Source organism: Saccharothrix obliqua, from assembly GCF_019375475.1.
Taxonomy (GTDB): domain Bacteria; phylum Actinomycetota; class Actinomycetes; order Mycobacteriales; family Pseudonocardiaceae; genus Actinosynnema; species Actinosynnema obliqua.
This window is the reverse complement of sequence record NZ_JAHXGQ010000003.1, coordinates 698,969-719,517: the sequence shown is the minus strand read 5'-3', so window position 1 is coordinate 719,517 and position 20,549 is coordinate 698,969. Positions and strand designations below refer to the sequence as shown.

The window sequence follows — 20,549 nt, the reverse complement described above, 5'->3', positions numbered from 1 at the left end:
CGCCGGGCCGGCGTTTCCCGGGTGCCCGCCCGGGAACCGGCAACGGAGACCCGCTTCGGACGTGGGACCGTTACGCGCCGACGAGGGCGGGCACGTCGAAGATCCGGCTGTCGTCCACGCCGCCACCGGGCACGACGCCCGCGAACCCGCGTGACCAGAACCGCTGCACCGCCGCCAGCTCCTGCGCGTTGGGCTGGGCGTTGTCGCACCGGCCGCCCGCCATCACCTTGTCGCAGTTGCCGATGTCCGACGGGTGGTTCAAGCCGAGGATGTGCCCGAATTCGTGCACCACGACCCGCAACGGACCGGCACCGGACTGGGTGATCTGGTTGCGGTAGAAGGTGATGGTGCCACGCGTGCAGCCCACGCAGCTCGCCATGCCGGGCGCGGGCCCGTTCTGGGCGGTGGACACCGACACGCCGCCGGTGCCCTTCGCCAGCCGCACGCTGGTGACGCCGGTGTTCCAGATCTGCGCGGCCTGGTCCACCAGCGGCGCGAGTTCGGCAGCTCGGCTCGCGTCGTAGTAGATGGTGCGCACCGCCTGCCGCGGCTCGGCGGTGGCGGTCGGTGTGCCGACCAGGGCGATGGCGGCCAGGCCGACCAACGCCGCGATGAGCTTGGTCCGGGACAAGGAGCGGCTCCTTCGATCGCAGGGGGCAGGGATGGCCGAAACCGCCGTCCCCCGGCCCCGACCGGCCCGAACGTAACGCCGTCCCGGTGGGCCGACCAGATAACACATGCCCATAACACCGCGCGGCGCACGGCACCCGATCGGTCCCCTGTGGACGGACCGCCTGGCGCGTCGCGACGAATGTGAGGTTTGATCGAAATAGGTGTGCGTATCGCGGTGGTCGGAGGACTCGTGGAGCCGGTGGGCAGGGAGTTCGTGGACGCGGAGATCGCGCTGCTGGAGCGGCTGGGGCCGCGGCTGACCGGTACGCCCGCGCACGAGGAGCTGATCGACCACGTGGCCGACCAGTGGCGTGACATCGGGCTGACGGTGCACGAGGACCGCCACGTGTTCACCCGCTGGGACCCGCCGACCGGCGGCGGGCTGCGGCTCGAGGTGGCCGGTGAGCCGGTGGAGGTGTCGTCGGCGTTCCCCTACTCGGGCGCGACGTACGGGGTTTCCGGACCGCTGCGCCGGTTGCGCGGACCGCTGCCGCGCTGGAAGGCCGCACGCGGTGGTATCGCGGTGATCGAGGTGGACAACTGGTTGCTGCCGATGAGCGCGTTGGTCGGCACGTGGGACGGATCGCCGCCATGGGACCCCATGCGGCACCCGTTGGTCCCGGCGACGTTGGCGAGCGCCACGATGGCCGGGGCACGTAGGTCGGCGGTGACGGCCGTGGTGTTCGCGTGGCGGGGCATCACGCCGGACTGCGCACACGGCCAGTACGTCCCGTTCACCATGCCGTACCAGGACACCCCGGCGCTGTTCGTCGCGGGTGACGCGGCGGAAACGGTGCTCGCGGCTGCCGAACGGGGCGCACGGGCCGCCCTCACGCTCCGGGCCGCGTTGACGCCGGAGAGCACCACCCGCACCGTGTGGACCGTCGTCGAGGGCACGCGCCGTCCGCAGGAGACGGTGCTCGTGGTGAGCCACAGCGACGGCGTGAACGTGGTGGAGGAGAACGGCCACATCGGGCTGACCGCGCTCGCGCGGGACGTGGTTGCCGACCCGCCGGAGCGCACCACGGTGTTCGTGCTGACCACCGCCCACCTGCGCATCCCCGCCGTGACCGACCACGGCCAGGCCACCACGCGCTGGCTCGCCGACCACCGCGACCTGTGGGCGGGCGGGCGGCGTGCCGTGGCGGGCCTGGCGATCGAGCACCTCGGCGCCCGCGAGTACCGCGACGACCCGGCCACCGGCCGGTACGGGCCGACCGGCGACACCGAGCCGGAGCTGCTGTACGCGACCACCCGCGAGCTGAAGACCCTGGCGAGCCTGGAGTGGCGTGACGTGCGACCGGGCGGGACCCGCATGTCCCGACCCGGTCCGCTGATCCACTTCGGCGAGGGCGAACCGCTGTGGGACCGCGGCATACCGGCGGTCGCGCTCGTCACCACGCCGCAGTACCTGCTGTCCACGACTCCCGGCGACCACGTGGACCCGGACCTGCTGTGCCGGCAGGTGGACGCCTTCCGCCGGCTGCGGCGGCGGTTGGACGTGCTGCCGACCCGCGGGTTCGGCACGGTCGCGCGACCGAACGCGCTCGCACGCCTGGCCGCGACCGTGAAGGTGGTCGCGGCACTGCTTCGGCGTTGATGGTCGCTCGAACGGGTAGGAAACGCTCCCAGGCCGTTCTTCACCCGGTTGCGCACCGCGCTTCGGCAGCCCGCATGGTGATCATGTGCTGACATCTCGCCGGTGATGTCACTACTCCCCGTTAACGAGAACGCCCCGGCGCGGCGCGGGCCCGGCCGCGACCTGCTCGTGGTGGGACCGACCGCGGCCGGTTACCTGCTGGCCTCGCTGGTGCTCCACCACCGGGCGCTGACCGCGATCTCCACCGCCACCACCGGCGGCATCACGTCCGACCCGCACCAGTTCGCGTGGTGGCTGACCTGGCTGCCGCACGCGCTGCACACCGGCCAGAACCCGCTGTTCACGACGTTCATGCACTTCCCGCTGGGCGTGAACGCCATGTGGAACACCACCGTGCCGGTGCTGGCCGCGCTGATCGCACCGGTGACGCTGACCGCCGGTCCGGTCGCCGCCTACAACGCCGGGATGATCCTGGGCCCGGTCGCCTCCGGCACCGCCCTGTTCCTGGCCCTGCGCCCGTACGTCGCGGAGTGGGCGCCACGCGCTGTAGCCGGACTCCTCTACGCCTTCTCGCCGTTCATCATCGCCCACGGACACGTGGGCCACCTGAACATGGCGTGGTCGGTGTTGCCGCCCGTGCTCGTGTGGGTGGTGCACCCGCTGTTCATCCGCCCACGCGCGCCACTGCGGACCGGCGCGTTGTTGGGCCTCGCGCTGGCCGTGCAGACCGGTCTGTACACCCAGACCGTCGCCCTCGGCGTCATCGCGCTCAGCGTCACGGCGGTCGTGCTCGCCGCCCGCCGGCCCGACCTGATCGCTTCCCGGGTGAAGCCGGTGCTCACGGCGGCGGCGACGTGCTGCGGCGTCTACGCGGTGCTGTGCGCGTACCCGCTGTACCTCCTGCTCGCCGGTCCGGGCCGGCCGCACGGCCAGATCCGCGACCACGCCCTCACCGGCACCGACGCCGCCAACATCGTCTTCCCCACGACGCTGACCATGTTCCGCCCCGGCGAGGAGGGCATCGCGGACCGGTTCGTCGGCTACATCGGCGAGCAGGGCGGTTACCTCGGTGTCCCGTTGATCGCCGTGCTGCTCGTGGGCGTGCTGATGGTGCGCGACACCGCGTTGCGGCTCACCGCCGCCATCGGGGTCGTGCTCCTGGTGTTGTCGCTCGGCATCACGCTCATCGTCGTCGGCCGGAACACGGGCGTGCCGCTGCCGTGGCGGCTGCTGGAACCCGTGCCGCTGGTCGGGCAGGCGGAAGCCATGCGGCTCCAGGTGTTCGTGGCGTTGTGCGTGGCGGTGATGGTGGCGTTGCTGTGGCAGCGGTGGCGGGTCGGGAAGGCGCGGGTCGGCGGCGTCGCCGCCCTGGTCGCGGCGGCGACGTGGCTGCCTGCCGACGCCCACGTGGTCCACCCGGTCGTGGTGCCCGCGTTCTTCACCGGGCCGAACGTGGCGCAGGTGGACGGGCGGGTGGTCGAAACCGTGCCCCGCGTCAACGGCCAGTGGCGGGGCGGGGCGGAACCACTGCTGTGGCAGGCGTTGTCCGGCATGGCCTACCGCACCACGGGCGGCTACTTCATCGGGTCCGACGCGGACAACCCGGTGTTGTTCGAGACGCTGCCCGGCCCGTACCAGTTCTCCGCCACGAACCTGCTCCGGCACGAGCCGCCGACCACCACCGCCGACGAGGCGGCGGACCGGCTCCGCGCGCGTGGCGTGCAGACCGTGCTGGTGGTGGACCGGCCGGGCATCGAGGAGGCGGACCTGCTGGCGTGGACCTCCACCGTCACCGGCACGCCGGCACGCCGGTTCGACGACGTCTGGCTGTTCGACCTGCCGCCCCGGCCGTGATCAGCCGCGGCGCGACCGCCTGCGCCAGAGCACGCCGAGCCCGAGCAGCACGCCGAGCACCGCGACGGCCGTCAACGGCCACCCGACCGTGCCGAACGCCGAAGCCGCCGCCGGGCTGCCCAGGTCGCGGGTGCCTGCCGAACCGCCGGGCAGGCGCGTGGCCGCCGGCGCGGTCGTGGTGACCGGCGGCGAGCCGGTCACGAGTTCGCCCACGGAGCGGGTGGCGGGCAGCGCGAAGCCGTAGTCCAGCAGCAACGCCGCCTGATCGGACATCCGGACGGGCTGCTGCTGCCCGCGCAGCAGGACGACGCCGATGCGGCGCCCGCCGCGCTGTGCCGCGCCGACGTAGGTGTGCTGGGCGTCGTCGGTGAACCCCGTCTTGCCGCCGAGCGCGCCCTCGTAGGAGGCGAGCAGCCGGTTGTCGTTGAACACCGGCGTGGTGCCGTCGCCCTCGGCGGCGGGGAACTCGAACTCCCGCGTCGCCACGGCCCGCGCGATCCGCGGCTGCGCCAACGCCGCTCGCAGGATCAACGCCATGTCGTAGGCGGAAGTGCTCATGCCGGGCGCGTCCAGACCGGACGGCGACGCGGCCCGCGTGTCCAGCGCGCCGAGCTTGGTCGCGACGGCGTTCATCTTGGCCAGCGCGGTCGGCACGCCGCCCACCTTGCGGGCCAGCAGGTGGGCCACGTCGTTGCCGGACATCATGAGCATGGCGTGCAGCAGTTGGTCGACGGTGTACTCCGCACCCTCGCGCAGGCCCACGCAGGTGCACTCCTGGGCGGTGTCCTCGGCGTTGGCCGCGATCCGGGCCTCCGGCGGCTGCTCGCCCACCACGACCAGGGCCAGCAGCAGCTTGATCACCGATGCCGGGCGCTGCCTGCCGTGCGGGTCGCGTGCCGCGAGCACCAGGCCCGCGTCGAGGTCCGCGACCACCCAGCTCTCCGCCACGACCTCGGCCGGCGGCGGGACGGGCGCGACGACGGCGCACTCACCGAGCCGGTCACCGCCGACGGGGCGGTTCGGCACCCGCAGCGGTGTCGGCGGCACCACGTCGGGCGGCACCTGCTCGGAGGTGTCCACGGCCGGCGGCGGCGCGACCCGGTTGTCGCACGACGCCGCCCACGCCCGCGGGCCGGGTAAGCCGAGCACCGCCGTCGTGACCAGGGCGAGGACCGCCGCGGCCGACCCGGCGCGGCGACGGAGGGCAACCACGCGGTCAGCGTAGCCGCACCACCGGGCGGTCCGTCGCCGCGACGCCGTCAACCGGCCGCGCGGAACGCGGCCCGGTAGGCGTGCGGACTGGTGCCGACCACCCGGCGGAACCGGTCGCGGAACGCCGTCGGCGAGCCGAACCCGACCTGGGCGGCGATCCGGTCCACGGGGTGGTCGGTGGCCTCCAGCAGGTGCTGCGCGCGGCGGACGCGTGCCCGGTGCAGCCACTGGAGCGGGGTGGCGCCGGTGTGCTCGCGGAACCGCCGGTTCAGCGTGCGGGTGCTCATGCCCGCGTGGTCGGCGAGGTCGTGCAGGCTGAGGTCGCGTGCCGCGTTGTCCTCGATCCAGCGCAGCAGCGGTTCCAGGGCCGAGCCGCGTGGCGTGGGCGGCAGGTCGTGCACGATGAACTGGGCCTGGCCGCCCTCGCGCTCCAGCGGCATCACGGACAGGCGCGCGGCGTCGGCGGCCACCGCGGAGCCGTGGTCGCGGCGGATCAGGTGCAGGCACAGGTCCAGCCCGGCCGCCGCGCCCGCCGACGTGAGCAACGCGCCGTTGTCCACGTACAGCACGTCCGGGTCGACGGTGACCGCCGGGTGCCGCGCGGCCAGCAGCGGCGCGGCGAGCCAGTGGGTCGTGGCACGGAGCCCGTCCAGCAGGCCGGTCGCGGCGAGCACGAACGCGCCGGAGCAGATGGAGGCGATCCGGGTGCCGCGCGCGGCGGCGGCACGCAACGCGTCGAGCACCTCGGCCGGGATCGGCGCGGTGGGCGCGGTGCAGCCGGGCACGACCACGGTGTCCGCCGTGGCGAGATCGGCCAGGCCGTGCCGGACGGCGATGGTGAACGAGCCCGCGTCGACGGTCGGCGCGGCACCGCAGACGATCACCCGGTAGGCGGACCGCCCGTCCGGCAGCCGGGTGCGCGTGAACACCTCGATCGGCGTGGACAGGTCGAACGGGATGACCCCGTCCAACGCGAGTACGGCGACGGTGTGCATGGCGGGAATCTAGTGCTCGATGGTGATCGCGCCAAGGCACCCACCTGTGCTTCACCTGGTTGGCGCTGGTCAGCGCGATGGCAGGAATCGGTTGGGATGTGGCATTCCAGCCGGTGCCGTTCACGCGTGGCGGTGGCTAGCTTCGTGCCGTGACCAAGCTCCTCCTCTCGCTGCACGTGCTCGCCGCGATCATCGCCGTCGGACCGGTGACGGTCGCGGCGAGCATGTTCCCCGCCACCACCCGGCGCGCCCTGACCGCGCCCGACCGCGACCTGTCACCGCTGCGCACGCTGCACCGGATCTGCCGGGTGTACGCGGGCGTCGGCATCGCGGTGCCGGTGCTGGGCATGGCCACCGCGTCGGTGATGGGCGTGCTCGGCGACGCGTGGCTGGTGGTCTCCATGGGGCTGACCGCCGTCGCCGCCGGCGTGCTGGTGCTGGCCGTGCTGCCCGGTCAGGACGGGTTGCTCACCGCGCTGACCGCCGGTGACGCGCCCGCGCCACCCGCCCTGACCCGGCTGGCCGGGTACACCGGCTTGTTCAACGTGCTGTGGGCGGTCGTCACCGTGCTGATGGTGGTGCGGCCCGGCTCCACGACCGGTGCGTGAGCCGGGCCGCGGTGCTCACCCCGCGCGCACGCTCCACCGCCCGTCCACGCGGTCGAGCCGGAGCGGGTGGTCGAAGCACTTGCCCACCAGGTCACCGGTCAGCACGTCGGCCACCGCGCCGGCGGCGAGCACACGCCCCTCACGCAGCAGCACGGCGTGCGTCGTGCCCGTGGGCAACTCCTCCAGGTGGTGGGTGACCAGGACCGACGCCAGCTCCGGGTGACCGCGCTGGAGCACGTCGATCCGCTCCAGCAGCCGTTCCCGGCCGCCGACGTCCAGGCCGGTCGCGGGTTCGTCGAGCAGGACCAGGCGTGGTCGCGGCATCAGCGCCCGCGCGATCAGGGTGCGCCCCCGCTCCCCCTGCGACAGCACCGGCCACGTCGCCGCGCGGCGGTCCGCCAGGCCGAGCACGTCGATCAGCCGGTCGGCCTCGGCGACCTGCTCGGCGGTCGGCGACCAGCGCGGCACCCACTCGGCGGTGTTGGTCAGGCCGGTGAGGACGACCTCCCGCACGGTCAGCGGTGATCGCGGACCACCGCGCGGGTCGACGTGGCCCACGTGGGAGCGCAGCTCGCGCATGTCCACCCGGCCGAGCCGGTGCCCCAGCACCTCGACCACGCCGCGCGTCGGGTGGGCGATCGCGCCGAGCAGCTTGAGCAGCGTGCTCTTGCCCGCGCCGTTGGGACCGAGCAACGCCCAGTGCTCGCCCGCGCGGACGGTCAGCGTCACGTCGTGCAGGATGTGGTTGCCGTCCCGGACGAAGTCCACGCCTTCGGTGCGCAGGACGGTGGTCAACGCGCCTCCCCCGTGGCCGGAGCGGGGCAGCGGTTGGCGGCGGCGAGGACGGCGTGCACGGACGCGGTCAGGATCGACGTGTCCCGACCCGCTCCCCAGCGCACCGCCCCGCGCACGCGGCACTCGGCGTAGGCGGCGGCGTGGCTGCCCGGTCCGCTCCCGGTGGAGTGCTCGGCGTAGGACAGGATGTCGACCTCGATGCCGGCGGAGCGCAACGCGTCGACGAACGCCGACAACGGCCCGTTGCCCTTGCCCTCACATGCCTGCTCACGGCCGCCCACGCGCAACACGCACGTGAACCGGTGTTCGCCCGGAGCCGTCTCCTCGGTGCTCCACGACTCCAACGTGACCGGGCCGCTCATGGCCGGTTCGACGTACGTGGCGCGGAACAGGTCCCACAGCTCCTTGTGCCCCAGTTCCCGCCCCGTGGTGTCGGTGACCTCCTGCACGGCGCGGGAGAAGTCCGGGCGCAGCGCCCGCGGCAGGTCCAACCCGTGGTGGGTGAGCAGGAGGTGGGCGATGCCGCCCTTGCCGGACTGCGAGTTGATCCGGATGACCTCCTCGTACGTGCGACCGATGTCGCCGGGGTCGATCGGCAGGTACGGCACGTCCCACGGCGCTTCGGCGGCGGGCACGCCGAGTTCGGCGGCACGTGCCGCGTGGTGCGCCATGCCCTTGGCAATGGCGTCCTGGTGCGTGCCGGAGAACGCCGTGTGCACCAGGTCGCCGACGTACGGGTGCCGTTCGTGCACGGGCAGGCGGTTGCAGTGCTCCACGACCTCGCGCACGGTGTCGATGTCGGAGAAGTCGATCATCGGGTTCACGCCCTGCGTGTACAGGTTGAGGGCGAGCGTGACCAGGTCGACGTTGCCGGTGCGCTCGCCGTTGCCGAACAGGCAGCCCTCCACCCGCTGCGCGCCCGCGAGCAGGGCCAGTTCGGCGCACGCCACACCGGTGCCCCGGTCGTTGTGCGGGTGCACGGACAGGATCACCGAGTCCCGGCGCGCCAGGTGGCGGTCCATGTGCTCGATCTGGTCGGCGTAGACGTTCGGGGTGGCGATCTCCACGGTCACCGGCAGGTTGTGGATCACCGGGCGGTCCGGGCTCGCGTCCCACAGCTCGGTGAGGCTGTCGCACACCTCCAGCACGTAGTCCGGCTCGGTGAGGTTGAAGACCTCGGGCGAGAACTGGAAGCGCGTGCCCGGCCGGTCGCCGACCCGCCGCGCGAGGTGGCCGGCGGCGTCCAGGATCAACGCGTGCAGCTCGGCACGCGTCCGGCCGAGCACGACGTCCCGCCAGGTCGGCGCGGTCGCCGTGTAGAGGTGCACGACGACGTTGCGCAGCCCCGCCACCGATTCCGCGGTGCGGTCGATCAGGTCGGCCCGCGCGGCGGTGAACACGCTGATCGTCACGTCGTCGGGCACACCGCGCTCGGCGAGGTGCCGCACGAAGTCGAAGTCGGTTCGGCTGGCCGACGGGTAGCCGACCTCGATCTCCTTGAACCCCATGGCGACCATGAGGTCGAAGAACCTGCTCTTGCGTGCGGTGTCCATCGGCTCGGCCAGCGCCTGGTTGCCGTCACGCAGGTCGACCGGCACCCACAGCGGCGCGCGTTCGAGGCGGCGCGCGGGCCAGGTGCGGTCGAGCGGCGGCACGGGCACGCGGGCGTGCGCGGGGCGGTACCGGTGGTGCGGCATGGCGCTGGGGCGTTGCGGGTTCCAACGCGGGGCGTCCGCCGGTACGTCACCGGACGGCGTGCGCAATGCGGGGAAGGTGTGGCTCATGCGGGGGCTTCTCCCACTCGGTCGGCGTTCGACCGGCACGACCGGGCACCCGCTGCGGGACGGCCGGTCTGGTCAGGTCCCGCAGCGGCAGCCGAGCAGCCGCGTGGCTGTGCCGAGTGACATGGCGGGTACCCTAACAACTCCTCAGACAACCTGAGGAGCTGACCGAGACGGAGGTCACACGTGCGGCTGCGACCCTCTCCCCTGGTCGAGCAGGCCACCGACCGCCTGCGCGAGTTCATCGCGCGAGGCGAGTGGCCGGTCGGCGCGAGGCTGCCCGGCGAGACGACCCTCGCCCGGGACCTCGGCGTCGGCCGGTCCACGGTGCGCGAGGCGTTGCGCGCCCTGGCCGGCGCGGGCCTGGTGCGGTCGCGCCAGGGCGCGGGCGTGTTCGTCATCGCGTCGACGCCCGACGAGGACTGGCCCACCCGGCTCCGCCGGGCCGCGATCACCGACGTCTACGAGGTGCGGGTGCTGGTGGAGGTGGAGGCCGCGCGGTTGGCCGCGCGCCGCCGCACCGACGACGACCTGACCGCGCTGCGTGCCGCGCTGGCCGCGCGCCGGGCCGCCGCGTCCGGCGGGGACGCGGAGTTCGTGGCCGCCGACATCGGCCTGCACACCACCGCCGTCGCCGCCGCGCACAACCCCGTGCTGACCGCGTTGTTCGCCGAGTTCGCACCCGTGCTGCGGGAGGGGCTGACGGACATGCTGGACCTGCTCGGCCTGCGGTCCGCCGACCCGAACACGGGCGACGCGGGCCACGCGGCCCTGGTGGACGCGATCGAGCGCGGCGACGCCGAGGAGGCGGGCCGCGTGCTGCGTGCCGAACTGGCGGAAACCCTCGACCGCCTGCGGCAGGTGTGACCACGGGCCGCAGGCGGCCACCGGGACCCGGCGTCCCCCTCGCTACGAGGCGGTGCAGTTCTTCTGCGCGTCGGTGCGCACGCGGCGGCCCGTGAACTCCTCCAGGATCGAGATGTTCTCCGGCGCGTAGTTCGTCGCGGTGATGCGGTCGGCGTTCGGGCCGCCCAGCTTCCCGCCGTACGGCGCGGACTTCTCCAGCCAGTACGCCGTGCGCAGGAACTGGGTCAGGACGAGGTCGCGCAGCTTCGGCTCGTTCTTGATCTTCGCCCAGTAGTCCGGGTGGCGGTCCTTCGCGACCCGCAGGTACAGCAGCAGGTAACGCAGGTTGGTCGCCGCGATGTCGCGGGCGTTGCTCGCGCCCACGCCCTTGATGTACTCCTGCACCACGGTCGCGGCGGGCAAACCGGTCAGGCCCGCGTTCAACTCGGCCAGGACGCCCTGGAGGTGGTACTCGCCCTGCGTCCGGTCACGCAGGTAGATGCCGTCCATGGAGTCGCTGTACCGGTCCTTGATCAGCGGCAGGATCTCCTTGCGGGCGAACCCGTCGTGCAGCGGCACGGCCAGGTCCTGCCGGGTGGCGTTGACCCACGCCGCCGTGTGCGTGTTCCACCTGGTGCGGGCCGGGTCGAGGTCCCACATGTGGGTTTCCTCGTGGATGGCCACCATCATCGACTCGGCGAACGCCTCGAAGCTGCCCTTCTGCACGAACTGGTCCCAATACTTGTCCCGGGACTGGGCGATGGCCAGCGCCTCGCCGCTCGGCCAGCGCCGCTTGTACATGGCCTGGAGCGTCTGCATCCAGTTGGCCGACCGGAACGCCGACTTCAGGTCGGCGATGTTCGCCGTCGGGTTCGACGGCTCCTCGTAGCAGTAGGGCGCGGCGGTGGGGCTCGCGGCGGTGGCGGGCTCGGCGACCGCCGTGCCCGAGCCCAGGGACAGGGCCAGGACCGCGATCACCACGCGCCGGACACGGGTGCGACTCACAGGGTGCCTCGTTTCACCGGCCCGGGTCGTGGCAGGGACCGGGCGCGGAAGCTCGTTCGTGCCGTCACGCCGGACCGTACCGCCGCACGGCCGACCGGCCCACTCACAACCGGCCATAACACTCGGGCCACCCCGCCACCGCGTCCACTGTGGACCACCGGCTACGGCCGCTCGCCCGTCACGCCCCACAGCAACCGGCGCAGCGGTTCCGCCTCGCGCACGGACCGCTCGAACCGCACCGCGTCGAGCTGCCGCAGGAACGGCAGCCCGGCGGGCACCTCCGCCACGCCCGGCAGCAGCACCGGTATCACCGGCACGCCCTCGGACACGCACCGCTCCACGAACGTCCGCACCTCCAACGACTGCCAGCCGCCCACGCCGTTCGGGCCGACGCACACCGCCGCGGTCCGGGCGGTGCGGATCGCCGCGGCGATCACGTCCTGGAACCACGTGCCGGGTCGGACCTGCTCCACGTCCAGCCACGGGTGGACGCCGTGTCGGCGCAGCAGGTCGCACAGCTCCCGCACCGCGGGCTTGTCGACCGAGTGGTGCGCCATGAACACGTCGAACTCGGCGTCCGCCACCTTGCGCGCCAGCCGCCGCACCGCCGCCACGTCGGTCGGACCCAGCGGGTCGTCCTCGACCGCCATGCCGACCGCCGTCAGCACGGCCGCGCGGACCCGCTCCGGCGGCCCGCCGGCCGTCACCCCGAGCCGCTGCGCCACCACCGCCAGGTCGTCCACGCCCAGCGCGCGCAACGCGTCCCGGGGTTCACCACCGCCGTCCCGGCGCAGGCCCACCAACGCGTCGGCGAGCACGTCCGCCGGTGTCCGGGTCCGCCACGTCGGTCGCTCCCGCGCCAACCGCCGGTAGGTCTCCACCGTCCACGCGGCCCGGGGCCGCAGCCGGTCCGCCGGCCGCGGCCGGTCGGCCAACCCCGCCGCGTCGGCCACCCGGCCCGCGACCGGCACGAGTTCGGGATCGCTCAGGTGGGGGTGCACGACGGAGCGCACCGCGTCGTCGTACTCGTCCAGCACCGCCACCAGGTCGGTCAGCTCCGCGACCGCGGCGCCACCGGTCAGCTCGGGCGGCGCGGCGGTCGCCAGGCGTGCCTCCAGCTCCGCCCGGTGGCCCTCGGCCAGCACGGGCACCGCGGCGAGCACGGTTTCCCGCTCGTGCGCGGCGACGACCTGGCGGTCCGCCGACCGGCGCAGCGCACGCACCAGTTCGTCCCGCCGCCGCGCCCGCGGGCCGTCGGCGGACCTCGGCGGCGGCGCCACGAACGGCAGGCAGTGGCCGACCAGCGTGAAGTCCGCGGGCGCGCCGGACTTGAGCCGGTCGACGGCGTCCACCAGGTGCGCGCGGAACCCGGCGGTGGCCGTCCGCCACTCACCCTCGTCGGTCACGCCGTGGTGCGCGGCCAGCGCCGCGAGCACCGCGTCCGCGATCTCCCCGGACGGCCGGGCGAGCGGCTGGGCGGCCAGCGCGGTGTTGAACGCGCTGAAGTCGCGCTGCCGGTGCCGAGCCGGGGTCTCCCGGGGCAGCCTGCCCTGCTCGGCGATCCACCGCCACGACTGGCGGGCGGCGGTGAACACCGGCATGGCGAACAGCTTCCCGTTGTCCTGCCGCCAGTTCCGCAGCTCGGCCACGTCGTCGCGGACGAACACCGCGCGTGCCGCGGCGAGCGCGGACGCGGCGTCCGGGTCGAGCAGGAGGCGCAGCGGCGCGTCGCCGGTGAGGCGGCCGAGCACGCGGCGGAGCACCCGGTTGTCGTCGGTGGCGGCCAGTTCACCCGCCGCGGCGGTCATCCGCTCCGCCGCCGCCAGCCGGTCCGCCGCGGCCGACAGCCGCCGCCGGCACATCGCCAGTTCGTCACGCAGCGACGCGGGCAGCCGGGCCTCGCCCGCCAGGACCTCGTCCAGCGCCGCGAGGTCGCCGGGCGGCGCGGCGGCCAGCGCGGCGACGGCACGCAGCTCCCGCCACGCCGCCCGCTGGTGGGTGGGCCACTCGCGCACCGCCCACAGCGAGCCCGCCAACGCCGACACCAGGCGCGCCACCTGCTGCTCGATCCGCGTCCACCGCGCGAGCACGTCGTGGTTGACCTCGTAGAACTCGTCGATCCACGCACGCACCCGCCGGTACGCCTCGTCCGCGCCGATCTCCTCGAACGGCAGCACGTGCACGCCGAGGTCGCCGATGTCCGTGAACACCACCAGGCACGGCACGTGCCGCCCGATGCCCAGGCGCTGCGCGAACTCCAGCCCGGCGTGCGCACCCGGCAGCACGCGCCTGTTCCACCGCTCGACGCGGGCGGCGAAATCCTCCTCGGACACGACCGGGTCCAGCGAGTCCGGGCGCAGCACGTCCCAGCCGCGGTCGCGGAAGTCCAGGCGCAGCCCGCGCAGCACCGCGCCGAGGAGACCGCCCCGGCGCCGGGCGGCACGCCGCGCGGTGAGCGCTCCCCCGCCGTCGACGTCCGCGAAGAACACGAACCGGACCCGGTCGGCCGTGCGGGCGCAGAGGTCCAGGCCGTATTTGTAGAGGAACTCCTGCGCGACTTCGGCGTAACCGCCGACGAGGAGGACGCTCCAGCCGAAGCGGTCGGTGAGCGCGCGGGGACTGTCGTCCAGCCGCAGCACGTACTCGTAGACCTGCCGGGCGGACGGAGCGGAGAAACCCATGAGGGAGCCAAGCAACCGCCGTCACGCGATGTCAAGGCGACGCGGTTGGCCCCATCGGGTGGCTGCGCTCTCGGCCGGTCGGGGGTGGAACCACTGGCGGGCAAGGGAAAGAGGGCGTTCAGCGGGTGGTTCCGCTTGCGTGCTCACTACGCTGTCCCACGTGGTGGGCGGTGGGGAGCGGGACAAACCCGTGGACGGGCGGGCCGCCCGTTGGGCGGGCCAGCGGGAGAAGCGGCGGGCCGAGATCGTGGCCGCCGCGCTGACCGCCGTCGCCGAGCACGGCCCGTGGGTGTCCACCGAGCGGATCGCCGAGGTCGCCGGCATCTCCCGGCCGCGCCTGTACCGCCACTTCACCGACGCCGACGACCTCTACGGCGCGGTCGGCAGGCGGATCGGCGAACTGCTGGTCGCGGCGATGGCGCCGCCCCTGACCGAGCCGCGTGGCAGCACGCGGGACGTCATCGCGCGCGTCGTGCGCACGTTCGTGGAATGGCTGACCGAGCACCGCTCGCTCTACGAGTACGTGGTCTCCCGGTCGGTGGCGGACGACCCGGGTCGGCGGCAACCGGCGGCCGACGTCCGGGCCGCCATCGCCGGGTTGCTGCGTGACCTGCTCGGCGGTTACCTGGGCCTGCTGGACGTCGACACCCGCATCGCCGACCCGTTGGCGTTCGGGTTGGTGGGCATGGTGGAGGCCGCGGCGGCGCGGTGGTCGGCGGAGCCGGGCGGCACGGACCTGGACGAGTTGGTCGACCACGTGTCGCGGTGGGTGTGGGCGCTGGTGGACGACGTGCTGCGGCAGGGCGGCGTGGCCCTGGACCCGGACGTCCCGCTGCCACCGCTGCCGCGGTGATCACGGCTGCTTGCTCACTCTCGGGTGATGAATTGCCACTCTGCGCATCTTTCCTGGTACGTTGCTGTAACCCTTACTTCCAGGTACCGCTGATGTGCGAGGTCGACTCGTGACCGGACGTGGTGCGGCCCCGGCGTGGCCGACCGCAGCGGCGGGGTCGCCGCTCCTCGCCGCCCGGGACGTGCCCGTTTTGGAGTGACGTTGACCTTTTCATCCACTGTGGACTACTCGGCGAGCAGTGACGAGCACCTGATGGCGATGGTGCGCACGGGTGAGGTCTCCGCGTACCGCCCCCTGTACGAGCGGCACTTCGCCGTCGCCCGCGCCCGTGCCCGCCGCCTCGTGCCCGACCGGCCCGCCGAGGCCGACGAGGTCGTGTCCGAGGGTTTCCTCCGACTGCTGGAGGCGTTGCTGGACGGCGGCGGCCCGACCCGCTCCTTCCGCGCGTACCTGCTCACCACCATCACACACGCCGCGCTGGCCCGGAAACGCCGACTGGCGCAGGAACTGCTGACCGACGACCCCACGGCCAACGAGGCCGCGTCCCGCCTCGACCCGAGACCGCAGCAGGAGACGGCGGTCGAGCGCGTGCTGGAGCGCAGCCTCGTGGTGCGGGCGTTCGACCGCCTGCCCGCGACGGCGCGGCAGGTGCTGCTCTACACGGAGGTGATGGGCATGTCGCCGGCGGACGCCGCGCGCGTGCTGGACATCTCCCCGAACGCCGTGTCGTCCCGCGCCCACCGCGCCCGCGAGGCGTTGCGCGCCGCGTACCTCGACGCGCACGTGATCCGTGAGCTGGTGCCGTCCGGTTGCGCGCACGTGGTGGACGACCTGGGTTCGTGGGCCCGGCGCGCGCTGCGCCCGCGCCGCCGGTCCGCGGTGGACGACCACCTCGGCAAGTGCGCGAACTGCCGGAAGCTGGCGGACGAGCTGGCCTCGCTCAACACCTGTCCGCGCGAGGCCCAGCGCTAGCGCCTGCTGCCGGCCCGCCGGGCGACGCGGTCCGGGCCGCCCGGCGGCGCGGTCAGCGCAGCCGCTCGACGTAGTCGTACTGCGCGGGCAGGCGCTCCACCAGGTGCCGCGCCCGGTCGCGGATGGCCGCGAACTCCTCGCGGGCGGCGGTGTCGTCGGACTTCGCGAGCGCGGGCGACGGCCGCACCGGGATCGCGCCCCCGCCGAGCAGGATGCACATGTACGAGTACGGCGGCAGGCCGTGGTAGTACGGGAAGATGTTCTCCGTGTCGGGCAGTTGCGCCTGCCAGCGCTCGACGCGCTCGGCGAAGCCGTCCGGCACCGCGCGGGTCTTGGTGTCCTTCCAATACCGCGTGTCGTCGCGCGCCGCGGCCTTGTAGTGCAGCACCAGGAACTCGCGCACGCCGTCCATCACGTTGGCGACCGCCGAGTTGTACATCTCCCGCTGCCGCGGGTTCCAGTCGGCGGCCGGGAAGTGCTTGACCAGCTGCTCGATGGCGTGGTGGATGAAGAAGATGCCGGTGGACTCCAACGGCTCCACGAAGCCGCTGGACAGGCCGATGGCGACGCAGTTGTTCCGCCACGACTCGGCGCTGCGCCCGATCCGCATCCGGATGTGGTTGGCCTCGACGTCGGCCGCCGCCGGCCCGACGAACTCGCGCAGCGTCCGCTCGGCCTCGTCGGGCGAGCAGTAGTCCTTGGCGTAGACGTACCCGGTGCCGATCCGGCCGAACAGCGGGATGGTCCAGATCCAGCCCGCCTCCTGCGCGGTCGCCGTGGTGCACGGCCGCATCCCGCGCGCCCGCATGTCCAACGGCACCTGGAGCGCCACGGCGCTGTCGTTGGGCAGGGTGTCCTGGTAGGAGATGAAGGGGACCTCCAACGCCTTGTTCAGCAGCAGCCCGCGGAACCCGGTGCAGTCCACGAACAGGTCGCCGGTGATCTCGCCGTGGTCCTTGGTGACCACGTGGTCGATCCAGCCCCGGTCGTCCAGCCGCACGTCGAGCACCTCGTCCACGACGTGCCGCACGCCGCGTTCCACCGAGTAGGCGGTGAGGTACTTGGCCAGCAGCGCGGCCTCGAAGTGGTAGGCGTAGGGGAACTGCGTGCGGCCCTGGTGCTCGGACATGGTGAGCCCGGCGGGCTCGTCCGCGCCCTCCACGTACTCCTGCTCGAACAGCCCGCCGTCCAGGTAGCGCGGGCTGCGGCCGGCGTCGCACAGCGAGGCGATGACGAAGCAGTCCTTGTCGAACCGGTCGGTCGGGCCGTTCTGGAGCCACCAGTCCGCGAGCGGGAACCCGCCGACCGACCGCATCTGCTCGAACGGGTGGTAGAAGTGGTGCCCCGGCCGCCGCCAGTCCTCGAACCGCACGGCGAGCTTGTAGGTCGCGTTGCACGCCGGCATCCAGTCCTCCTCCTTGAGGTCGAGGAACTGGAAGAAGTGCCGGATGTCACTGAACGTCGCCTCGCCGACACCGATCGTGCCGATGCGCCCGGATTCCACCAGCGTCACCGCCACCCGGTCCCCGAACGCCGCTTTCAGGTAAGACGCGGTCATCCACCCCGCGGTACCGCCGCCGACCACCACCACGTGGTCCGGATTTCTGGTTCCCATGCCCACATCTCCCGTCGACCTGACCGGCAGCCCGCGTGCCGGTCCACCGGCGGCGGAAATGCGCGGATCGTCTTCACCCAGTCGTGCGCCATCGCCCCCCGACCGGGCCGCCACCCGGTCCGACCTCAGGAAACCCCGATGGCCGGACCATTGCCGGCCACGTTGCCAGGGCTGAGGTATACACGCCCGGCGGGTCCTACTCAACGAATTCAGACCAACACCGCGAGAAATAGGCCGAATATACGTCAACCCGGTGGACGTGCGGCGGGTTGACACCCGGCCCCGAATGTGCCGGGACACCTGCTGAATCAATCTCGAACGCCATAAGAAATCCTTATCGGGAACCGCACCGCCGGGACCGCCGCTGCGCCATTCGGAACAGAAAGCACCACGGCCGCCCACCCGCGCCGACCCCCGGGGGAAGCGGTAACTGATTCGACGGCCCGGCCGCCGCTCGATACTTTTCGCCGCGTGCCCACTTTCGAGGAGATCACGCGCCACCACGACATCGACCCCACCGAGGACCCCTGGGTGCTGGGACCTCCCGCGCCCGAAACAGTCGTCATCGTCCCTTATGACCCGGAATGGCCCGCCAGGTACCGGTCGCTGGCGGCGGACATCCGCGCGGCGCTCGGCGAGGTGGCCCTGGACGTCGAGCACGTCGGCTCGACGTCCGTGGCGGGACTGGCCGCCAAGGACGTCATCGACATCGACCTGACCGTGCCCGACTCCCGCGACGAGTCCGCCTACGTGCCCGTGCTGGAACGCCTCGGCTACGTCCTGGTGATCCGCGAGCCGTCGTTCCACGAGCACCGCGCGTTCCGCAGGGACGAGCCCAGGGTCAACCTGCACGTGTTCGGCCCGGACTCCCCCGAGGCCATCCGCCACCGCATGTTCCGGGACTGGCTGCGCACCCACCCCGAGGACCGCGCGCGTTACGAGGAGGCCAAGCGGGCGGCCATCCCCGGCGGGGGCAACGTCATGGACTACAACCACCGCAAGGAAGCCGTGATCCGCGAGATCTACGACCGCCTGTTCCGCGCGGCGGGAATGCTCTGACCCACCACGCGGGACAGGTGCTCCCGCGGTGTCGGGCGGACGACACGGCTCACGCGAACCGAGTCGCCCATGGCCCACCGATGATGCGGACCACGCGCCATGGCCCACCTACGAGGCGGACCACGCGCCGTGAGCGCCGATGACGCGAACCACGCGCCGTAGGCCGCCGATGACGCGGACCGCGGGGACCCGTCCCCACGGCCACCGACGAGGCGGACCACGCGGACCCCGCCTTCCACCGCCCACCGGTGACACCCCCGGCCCCCTGCCGCGACAGGGGGCCGAGGCGCGTGGCGAGCCCGGACAAGTTTAGGAACGATCGTTCTTGACCGATCGTTCCCGAATTGTCTACGGTGAGGACATGGGGCGACCGAGGGGTTTCGACGAAGCCGAAGTGGTGCGGGCCGCGGCAGCGCTGTTCGCGGACCGGGTGTACGACGGGGTCTCCGTGGACGACCTGGTCGGCCACCTGGGCGTGCACCGCAACAGCCTGTACAAGACCTTCGGCAGCAAGCGGGGCCTGTACCTGGCCGCCCTGCGCCGACACCTGGACGACGACGTGCGCCCGCTCGCCGAGGCCGTGGCCGCGGCGGACGGGCCGGCTGCCGCGGCGGACCTCGTCGCGGGCGCCGGGCTGGACCTGCTGCTGCTGGCGGCGGTCGAGCGGGCGCCCGCGGACCCCGAGGTCGCCGCGCTGGTCGGCGAGGCGCTGGACGTCCTGGACCAGGCGCTCGGCGCGGTGCTGCCCGCCCCGGACGCCGCGGCGACCGGGGCGTTCACCTCGGCGCTGCTCGGGCTGCGCATCCGCGCACGGGCCACCGACTCGACCACCGAACCCGGTTCCGCCGCGCTGGCGCGGCGGTTCGACATCCGATGAAGGAGCACCACATGGCACGGATCGACATCGACGGCGGCGACCTGGTCGTGACGATCGAGGGGATGGACAAGCTCTGGGCGCTCAAGAGCCGCCTGTCCATCCCCCTGACCAACGTCCGCGGCGCCACCATCGACCCCGGCGCGGTGAAGGAGCCCAAGGGCATCCGCGCACCGGGCGCCCACCTGCCGGGGGTGATCGTCGCGGGCACCTTCCACCGCGAGGGCGAACGCGTGTTCTGGGACGTCCGCGACCCCGCCAAGGCCATCGTCATCGAACTGGCCGACGAGCGGTACGCGCGGTTGATCATCCAGGTCGACGACCCCCGCGCCGCGGTCGAGCTGATCGAGGGCGCACGGCACGGCGCCTGATCACGGGTCAGGGCTTCGCGTGCCGGGCCCACTCGCGGTAGAAGCCCTCCACGTGGCGGGTCACCCGGGCGACCGCCAGGTCACCGTCACCCGCCCGCACGGCACGCAGGATGGCGCGGTGCTCGCGGCGCAGGCGGGTCACCGTGCGGTTCCAGTCGGGCAGGGCGGCGACGGCGCTCACGACCGTGGCGTGGATGGCGTCGCGCAGGGCGGCCATCACGGCGGTGTTGACGGTGTTGCCGGCCGCCGCCGTGAGGGCCACGTGGAAGTCCGCGTCGAGCTGGTGGAACGCGTCCGCGTCGAGCGCGGGGTCGTCCATCCGGTCCAGCAGCCGGGCGGCCCGCTCCAGTTCGGGCGAGTCGGGGCGGCGGGCGGCGGCGCGGGCGGAGTGGCTCTCGATCATCACCCGCGTGCCCACCAGGTCCTCCGGCGACAGCCGGCGGGTCGCCAGGTGCAGCCGCAGCGCCGCGCCGATACCGCCCGCCGGGTCGGCGACGACCGTGGTGCCCGCGTCCGGCCCGGAGCCGACGCCGCTGCGCACGACACCCAGGGCCTGGAGCACGCGGATGCCCTCGCGGACGGTGGCCCGGCTGACCCCGAGGTCCTCGGCCAGCCGGCGTTCCGCGGGCAGCTGCCGCCCGACCGCCAGCCGGCCGGCGGACAGCTCCTCCTCGACGTGGCGCAGCACCGCCGCGTAACCGTTCACCGCAACCCTCCAGCGTGTGGTCCGACCACACTGGTGGTGTGGTCAGACCA

The 20,549-nt window shown here is 73.3% G+C and carries 18 protein-coding genes; 9 read left to right on the top strand and 9 right to left on the bottom strand.

Annotated elements, in window-relative coordinates; genetic code table 11:
• Positions 1-70 precede the first annotated feature (70 nt).
• Positions 71-631 (bottom strand): snapalysin family zinc-dependent metalloprotease, encoded by a 561-nt coding sequence (locus tag KZQ38_RS12845; RefSeq protein ID WP_219441509.1) that lies wholly within the window; start codon positions 629-631, stop codon positions 71-73.
• Between the two features lie 240 nt (positions 632-871).
• Between KZQ38_RS12845 and KZQ38_RS12840 the strand changes: the two genes are divergently transcribed.
• Together KZQ38_RS12840 and KZQ38_RS12835 are read left to right on the top strand one after the other, a co-directional pair.
• Positions 872-2,272, top strand: coding sequence for a hypothetical protein (locus KZQ38_RS12840; RefSeq protein ID WP_219441507.1), 1,401 nt, complete (start codon positions 872-874; stop codon positions 2,270-2,272).
• A 102-nt stretch (positions 2,273-2,374) separates the two neighbouring features.
• Positions 2,375-4,126 (top strand): hypothetical protein, encoded by a 1,752-nt coding sequence (locus KZQ38_RS12835; RefSeq protein ID WP_219441505.1) that lies wholly within the window; start codon positions 2,375-2,377, stop codon positions 4,124-4,126.
• On the opposite strand, the gene KZQ38_RS12830 is transcribed toward KZQ38_RS12835, so the two are convergent.
• Both KZQ38_RS12830 and KZQ38_RS12825 read right to left on the bottom strand, forming a co-directional pair.
• Entirely contained in the window at positions 4,127-5,338 is a 1,212-nt protein-coding gene (locus KZQ38_RS12830) for a D-alanyl-D-alanine carboxypeptidase family protein (RefSeq protein WP_219441503.1), read from the bottom strand. It abuts the gene before it with no gap.
• 47 nt (positions 5,339-5,385) lie between these two features.
• Positions 5,386-6,333 carry a GlxA family transcriptional regulator gene (locus tag KZQ38_RS12825; protein ID WP_219441501.1) on the bottom strand — a complete coding sequence of 316 codons (948 nt, stop codon included), beginning with the start codon at positions 6,331-6,333 and terminating at the stop codon, positions 5,386-5,388.
• Positions 6,334-6,482: 149 nt separating this feature from the next.
• Between KZQ38_RS12825 and KZQ38_RS12820 the strand changes: the two genes are divergently transcribed.
• On the top strand, positions 6,483-6,941 hold the full coding sequence (locus KZQ38_RS12820) for a DUF2269 family protein (protein ID WP_219441499.1): 459 nt from the start codon (positions 6,483-6,485) through the stop codon (positions 6,939-6,941).
• Positions 6,942-6,956: 15 nt separating this feature from the next.
• On the opposite strand, the gene KZQ38_RS12815 is transcribed toward KZQ38_RS12820, so the two are convergent.
• Both KZQ38_RS12815 and leuA read right to left on the bottom strand, forming a co-directional pair.
• A complete protein-coding gene (locus KZQ38_RS12815; RefSeq protein ID WP_219441497.1) occupies positions 6,957-7,736 on the bottom strand; it encodes an ABC transporter ATP-binding protein in 780 nt (259 codons plus the stop codon).
• On the bottom strand, positions 7,733-9,520 hold the full coding sequence (gene leuA, locus KZQ38_RS12810) for a 2-isopropylmalate synthase (protein ID WP_219441495.1): 1,788 nt from the start codon (positions 9,518-9,520) through the stop codon (positions 7,733-7,735). Before leuA ends, KZQ38_RS12815 begins: the two co-directional genes overlap by 4 nt.
• 183 nt (positions 9,521-9,703) lie before the next feature.
• Here leuA and KZQ38_RS12805 point away from each other — a divergent pair, with 183 nt between their 5' ends.
• Positions 9,704-10,384 carry a FadR/GntR family transcriptional regulator gene (locus tag KZQ38_RS12805; protein ID WP_219441493.1) on the top strand — a complete coding sequence of 227 codons (681 nt, stop codon included), beginning with the start codon at positions 9,704-9,706 and terminating at the stop codon, positions 10,382-10,384.
• A gap of 42 nt (positions 10,385-10,426) precedes the next feature.
• Here the strand turns inward: KZQ38_RS12805 and KZQ38_RS12800 are convergent, their stop codons facing one another.
• Together KZQ38_RS12800 and KZQ38_RS12795 are read right to left on the bottom strand one after the other, a co-directional pair.
• Positions 10,427-11,368 carry a hypothetical protein gene (locus KZQ38_RS12800; RefSeq protein ID WP_308258364.1) on the bottom strand — a complete coding sequence of 314 codons (942 nt, stop codon included), beginning with the start codon at positions 11,366-11,368 and terminating at the stop codon, positions 10,427-10,429.
• A gap of 161 nt (positions 11,369-11,529) precedes the next feature.
• Positions 11,530-14,049 carry a toll/interleukin-1 receptor domain-containing protein gene (locus KZQ38_RS12795; RefSeq protein ID WP_219441491.1) on the bottom strand — a complete coding sequence of 840 codons (2,520 nt, stop codon included), beginning with the start codon at positions 14,047-14,049 and terminating at the stop codon, positions 11,530-11,532.
• Positions 14,050-14,188: 139 nt separating this feature from the next.
• Between KZQ38_RS12795 and KZQ38_RS12790 the strand changes: the two genes are divergently transcribed.
• On the top strand, positions 14,189-14,902 hold the full coding sequence (locus KZQ38_RS12790; RefSeq protein WP_308258363.1) for a TetR/AcrR family transcriptional regulator: 714 nt from the start codon (positions 14,189-14,191) through the stop codon (positions 14,900-14,902).
• 201 nt (positions 14,903-15,103) lie between these two features.
• Entirely contained in the window at positions 15,104-15,874 is a 771-nt protein-coding gene (locus tag KZQ38_RS12785; protein ID WP_219441488.1) for an RNA polymerase sigma factor, read from the top strand.
• Between the two features lie 52 nt (positions 15,875-15,926).
• Here KZQ38_RS12785 and KZQ38_RS12780 read toward each other — a convergent pair whose 3' ends face one another.
• On the bottom strand, positions 15,927-17,489 hold the full coding sequence (locus KZQ38_RS12780) for a tryptophan halogenase family protein (RefSeq protein ID WP_219441486.1): 1,563 nt from the start codon (positions 17,487-17,489) through the stop codon (positions 15,927-15,929).
• Between the two features lie 471 nt (positions 17,490-17,960).
• On the opposite strand from KZQ38_RS12780, the gene KZQ38_RS12775 reads away from it, so the two are divergent.
• The 3 genes from KZQ38_RS12775 (at position 17,961) to KZQ38_RS12765 (ending at position 19,793) form a co-directional block, all read left to right on the top strand.
• Positions 17,961-18,548 carry a GrpB family protein gene (locus KZQ38_RS12775; protein ID WP_219441484.1) on the top strand — a complete coding sequence of 196 codons (588 nt, stop codon included), beginning with the start codon at positions 17,961-17,963 and terminating at the stop codon, positions 18,546-18,548.
• A 361-nt stretch (positions 18,549-18,909) separates the two neighbouring features.
• Positions 18,910-19,425: a TetR/AcrR family transcriptional regulator gene (locus KZQ38_RS12770; protein ID WP_219441482.1), complete on the top strand. Its 516-nt coding sequence runs from the start codon at positions 18,910-18,912 to the stop codon at positions 19,423-19,425.
• Between the two features lie 11 nt (positions 19,426-19,436).
• Positions 19,437-19,793, top strand: coding sequence for a hypothetical protein (locus KZQ38_RS12765; protein WP_219441480.1), 357 nt, complete (start codon positions 19,437-19,439; stop codon positions 19,791-19,793).
• A 7-nt stretch (positions 19,794-19,800) separates the two neighbouring features.
• Here the strand turns inward: KZQ38_RS12765 and KZQ38_RS12760 are convergent, their stop codons facing one another.
• Positions 19,801-20,499, bottom strand: coding sequence for a FadR/GntR family transcriptional regulator (locus KZQ38_RS12760; RefSeq protein ID WP_219441478.1), 699 nt, complete (start codon positions 20,497-20,499; stop codon positions 19,801-19,803).
• Positions 20,500-20,549: the final 50 nt, after the last annotated feature.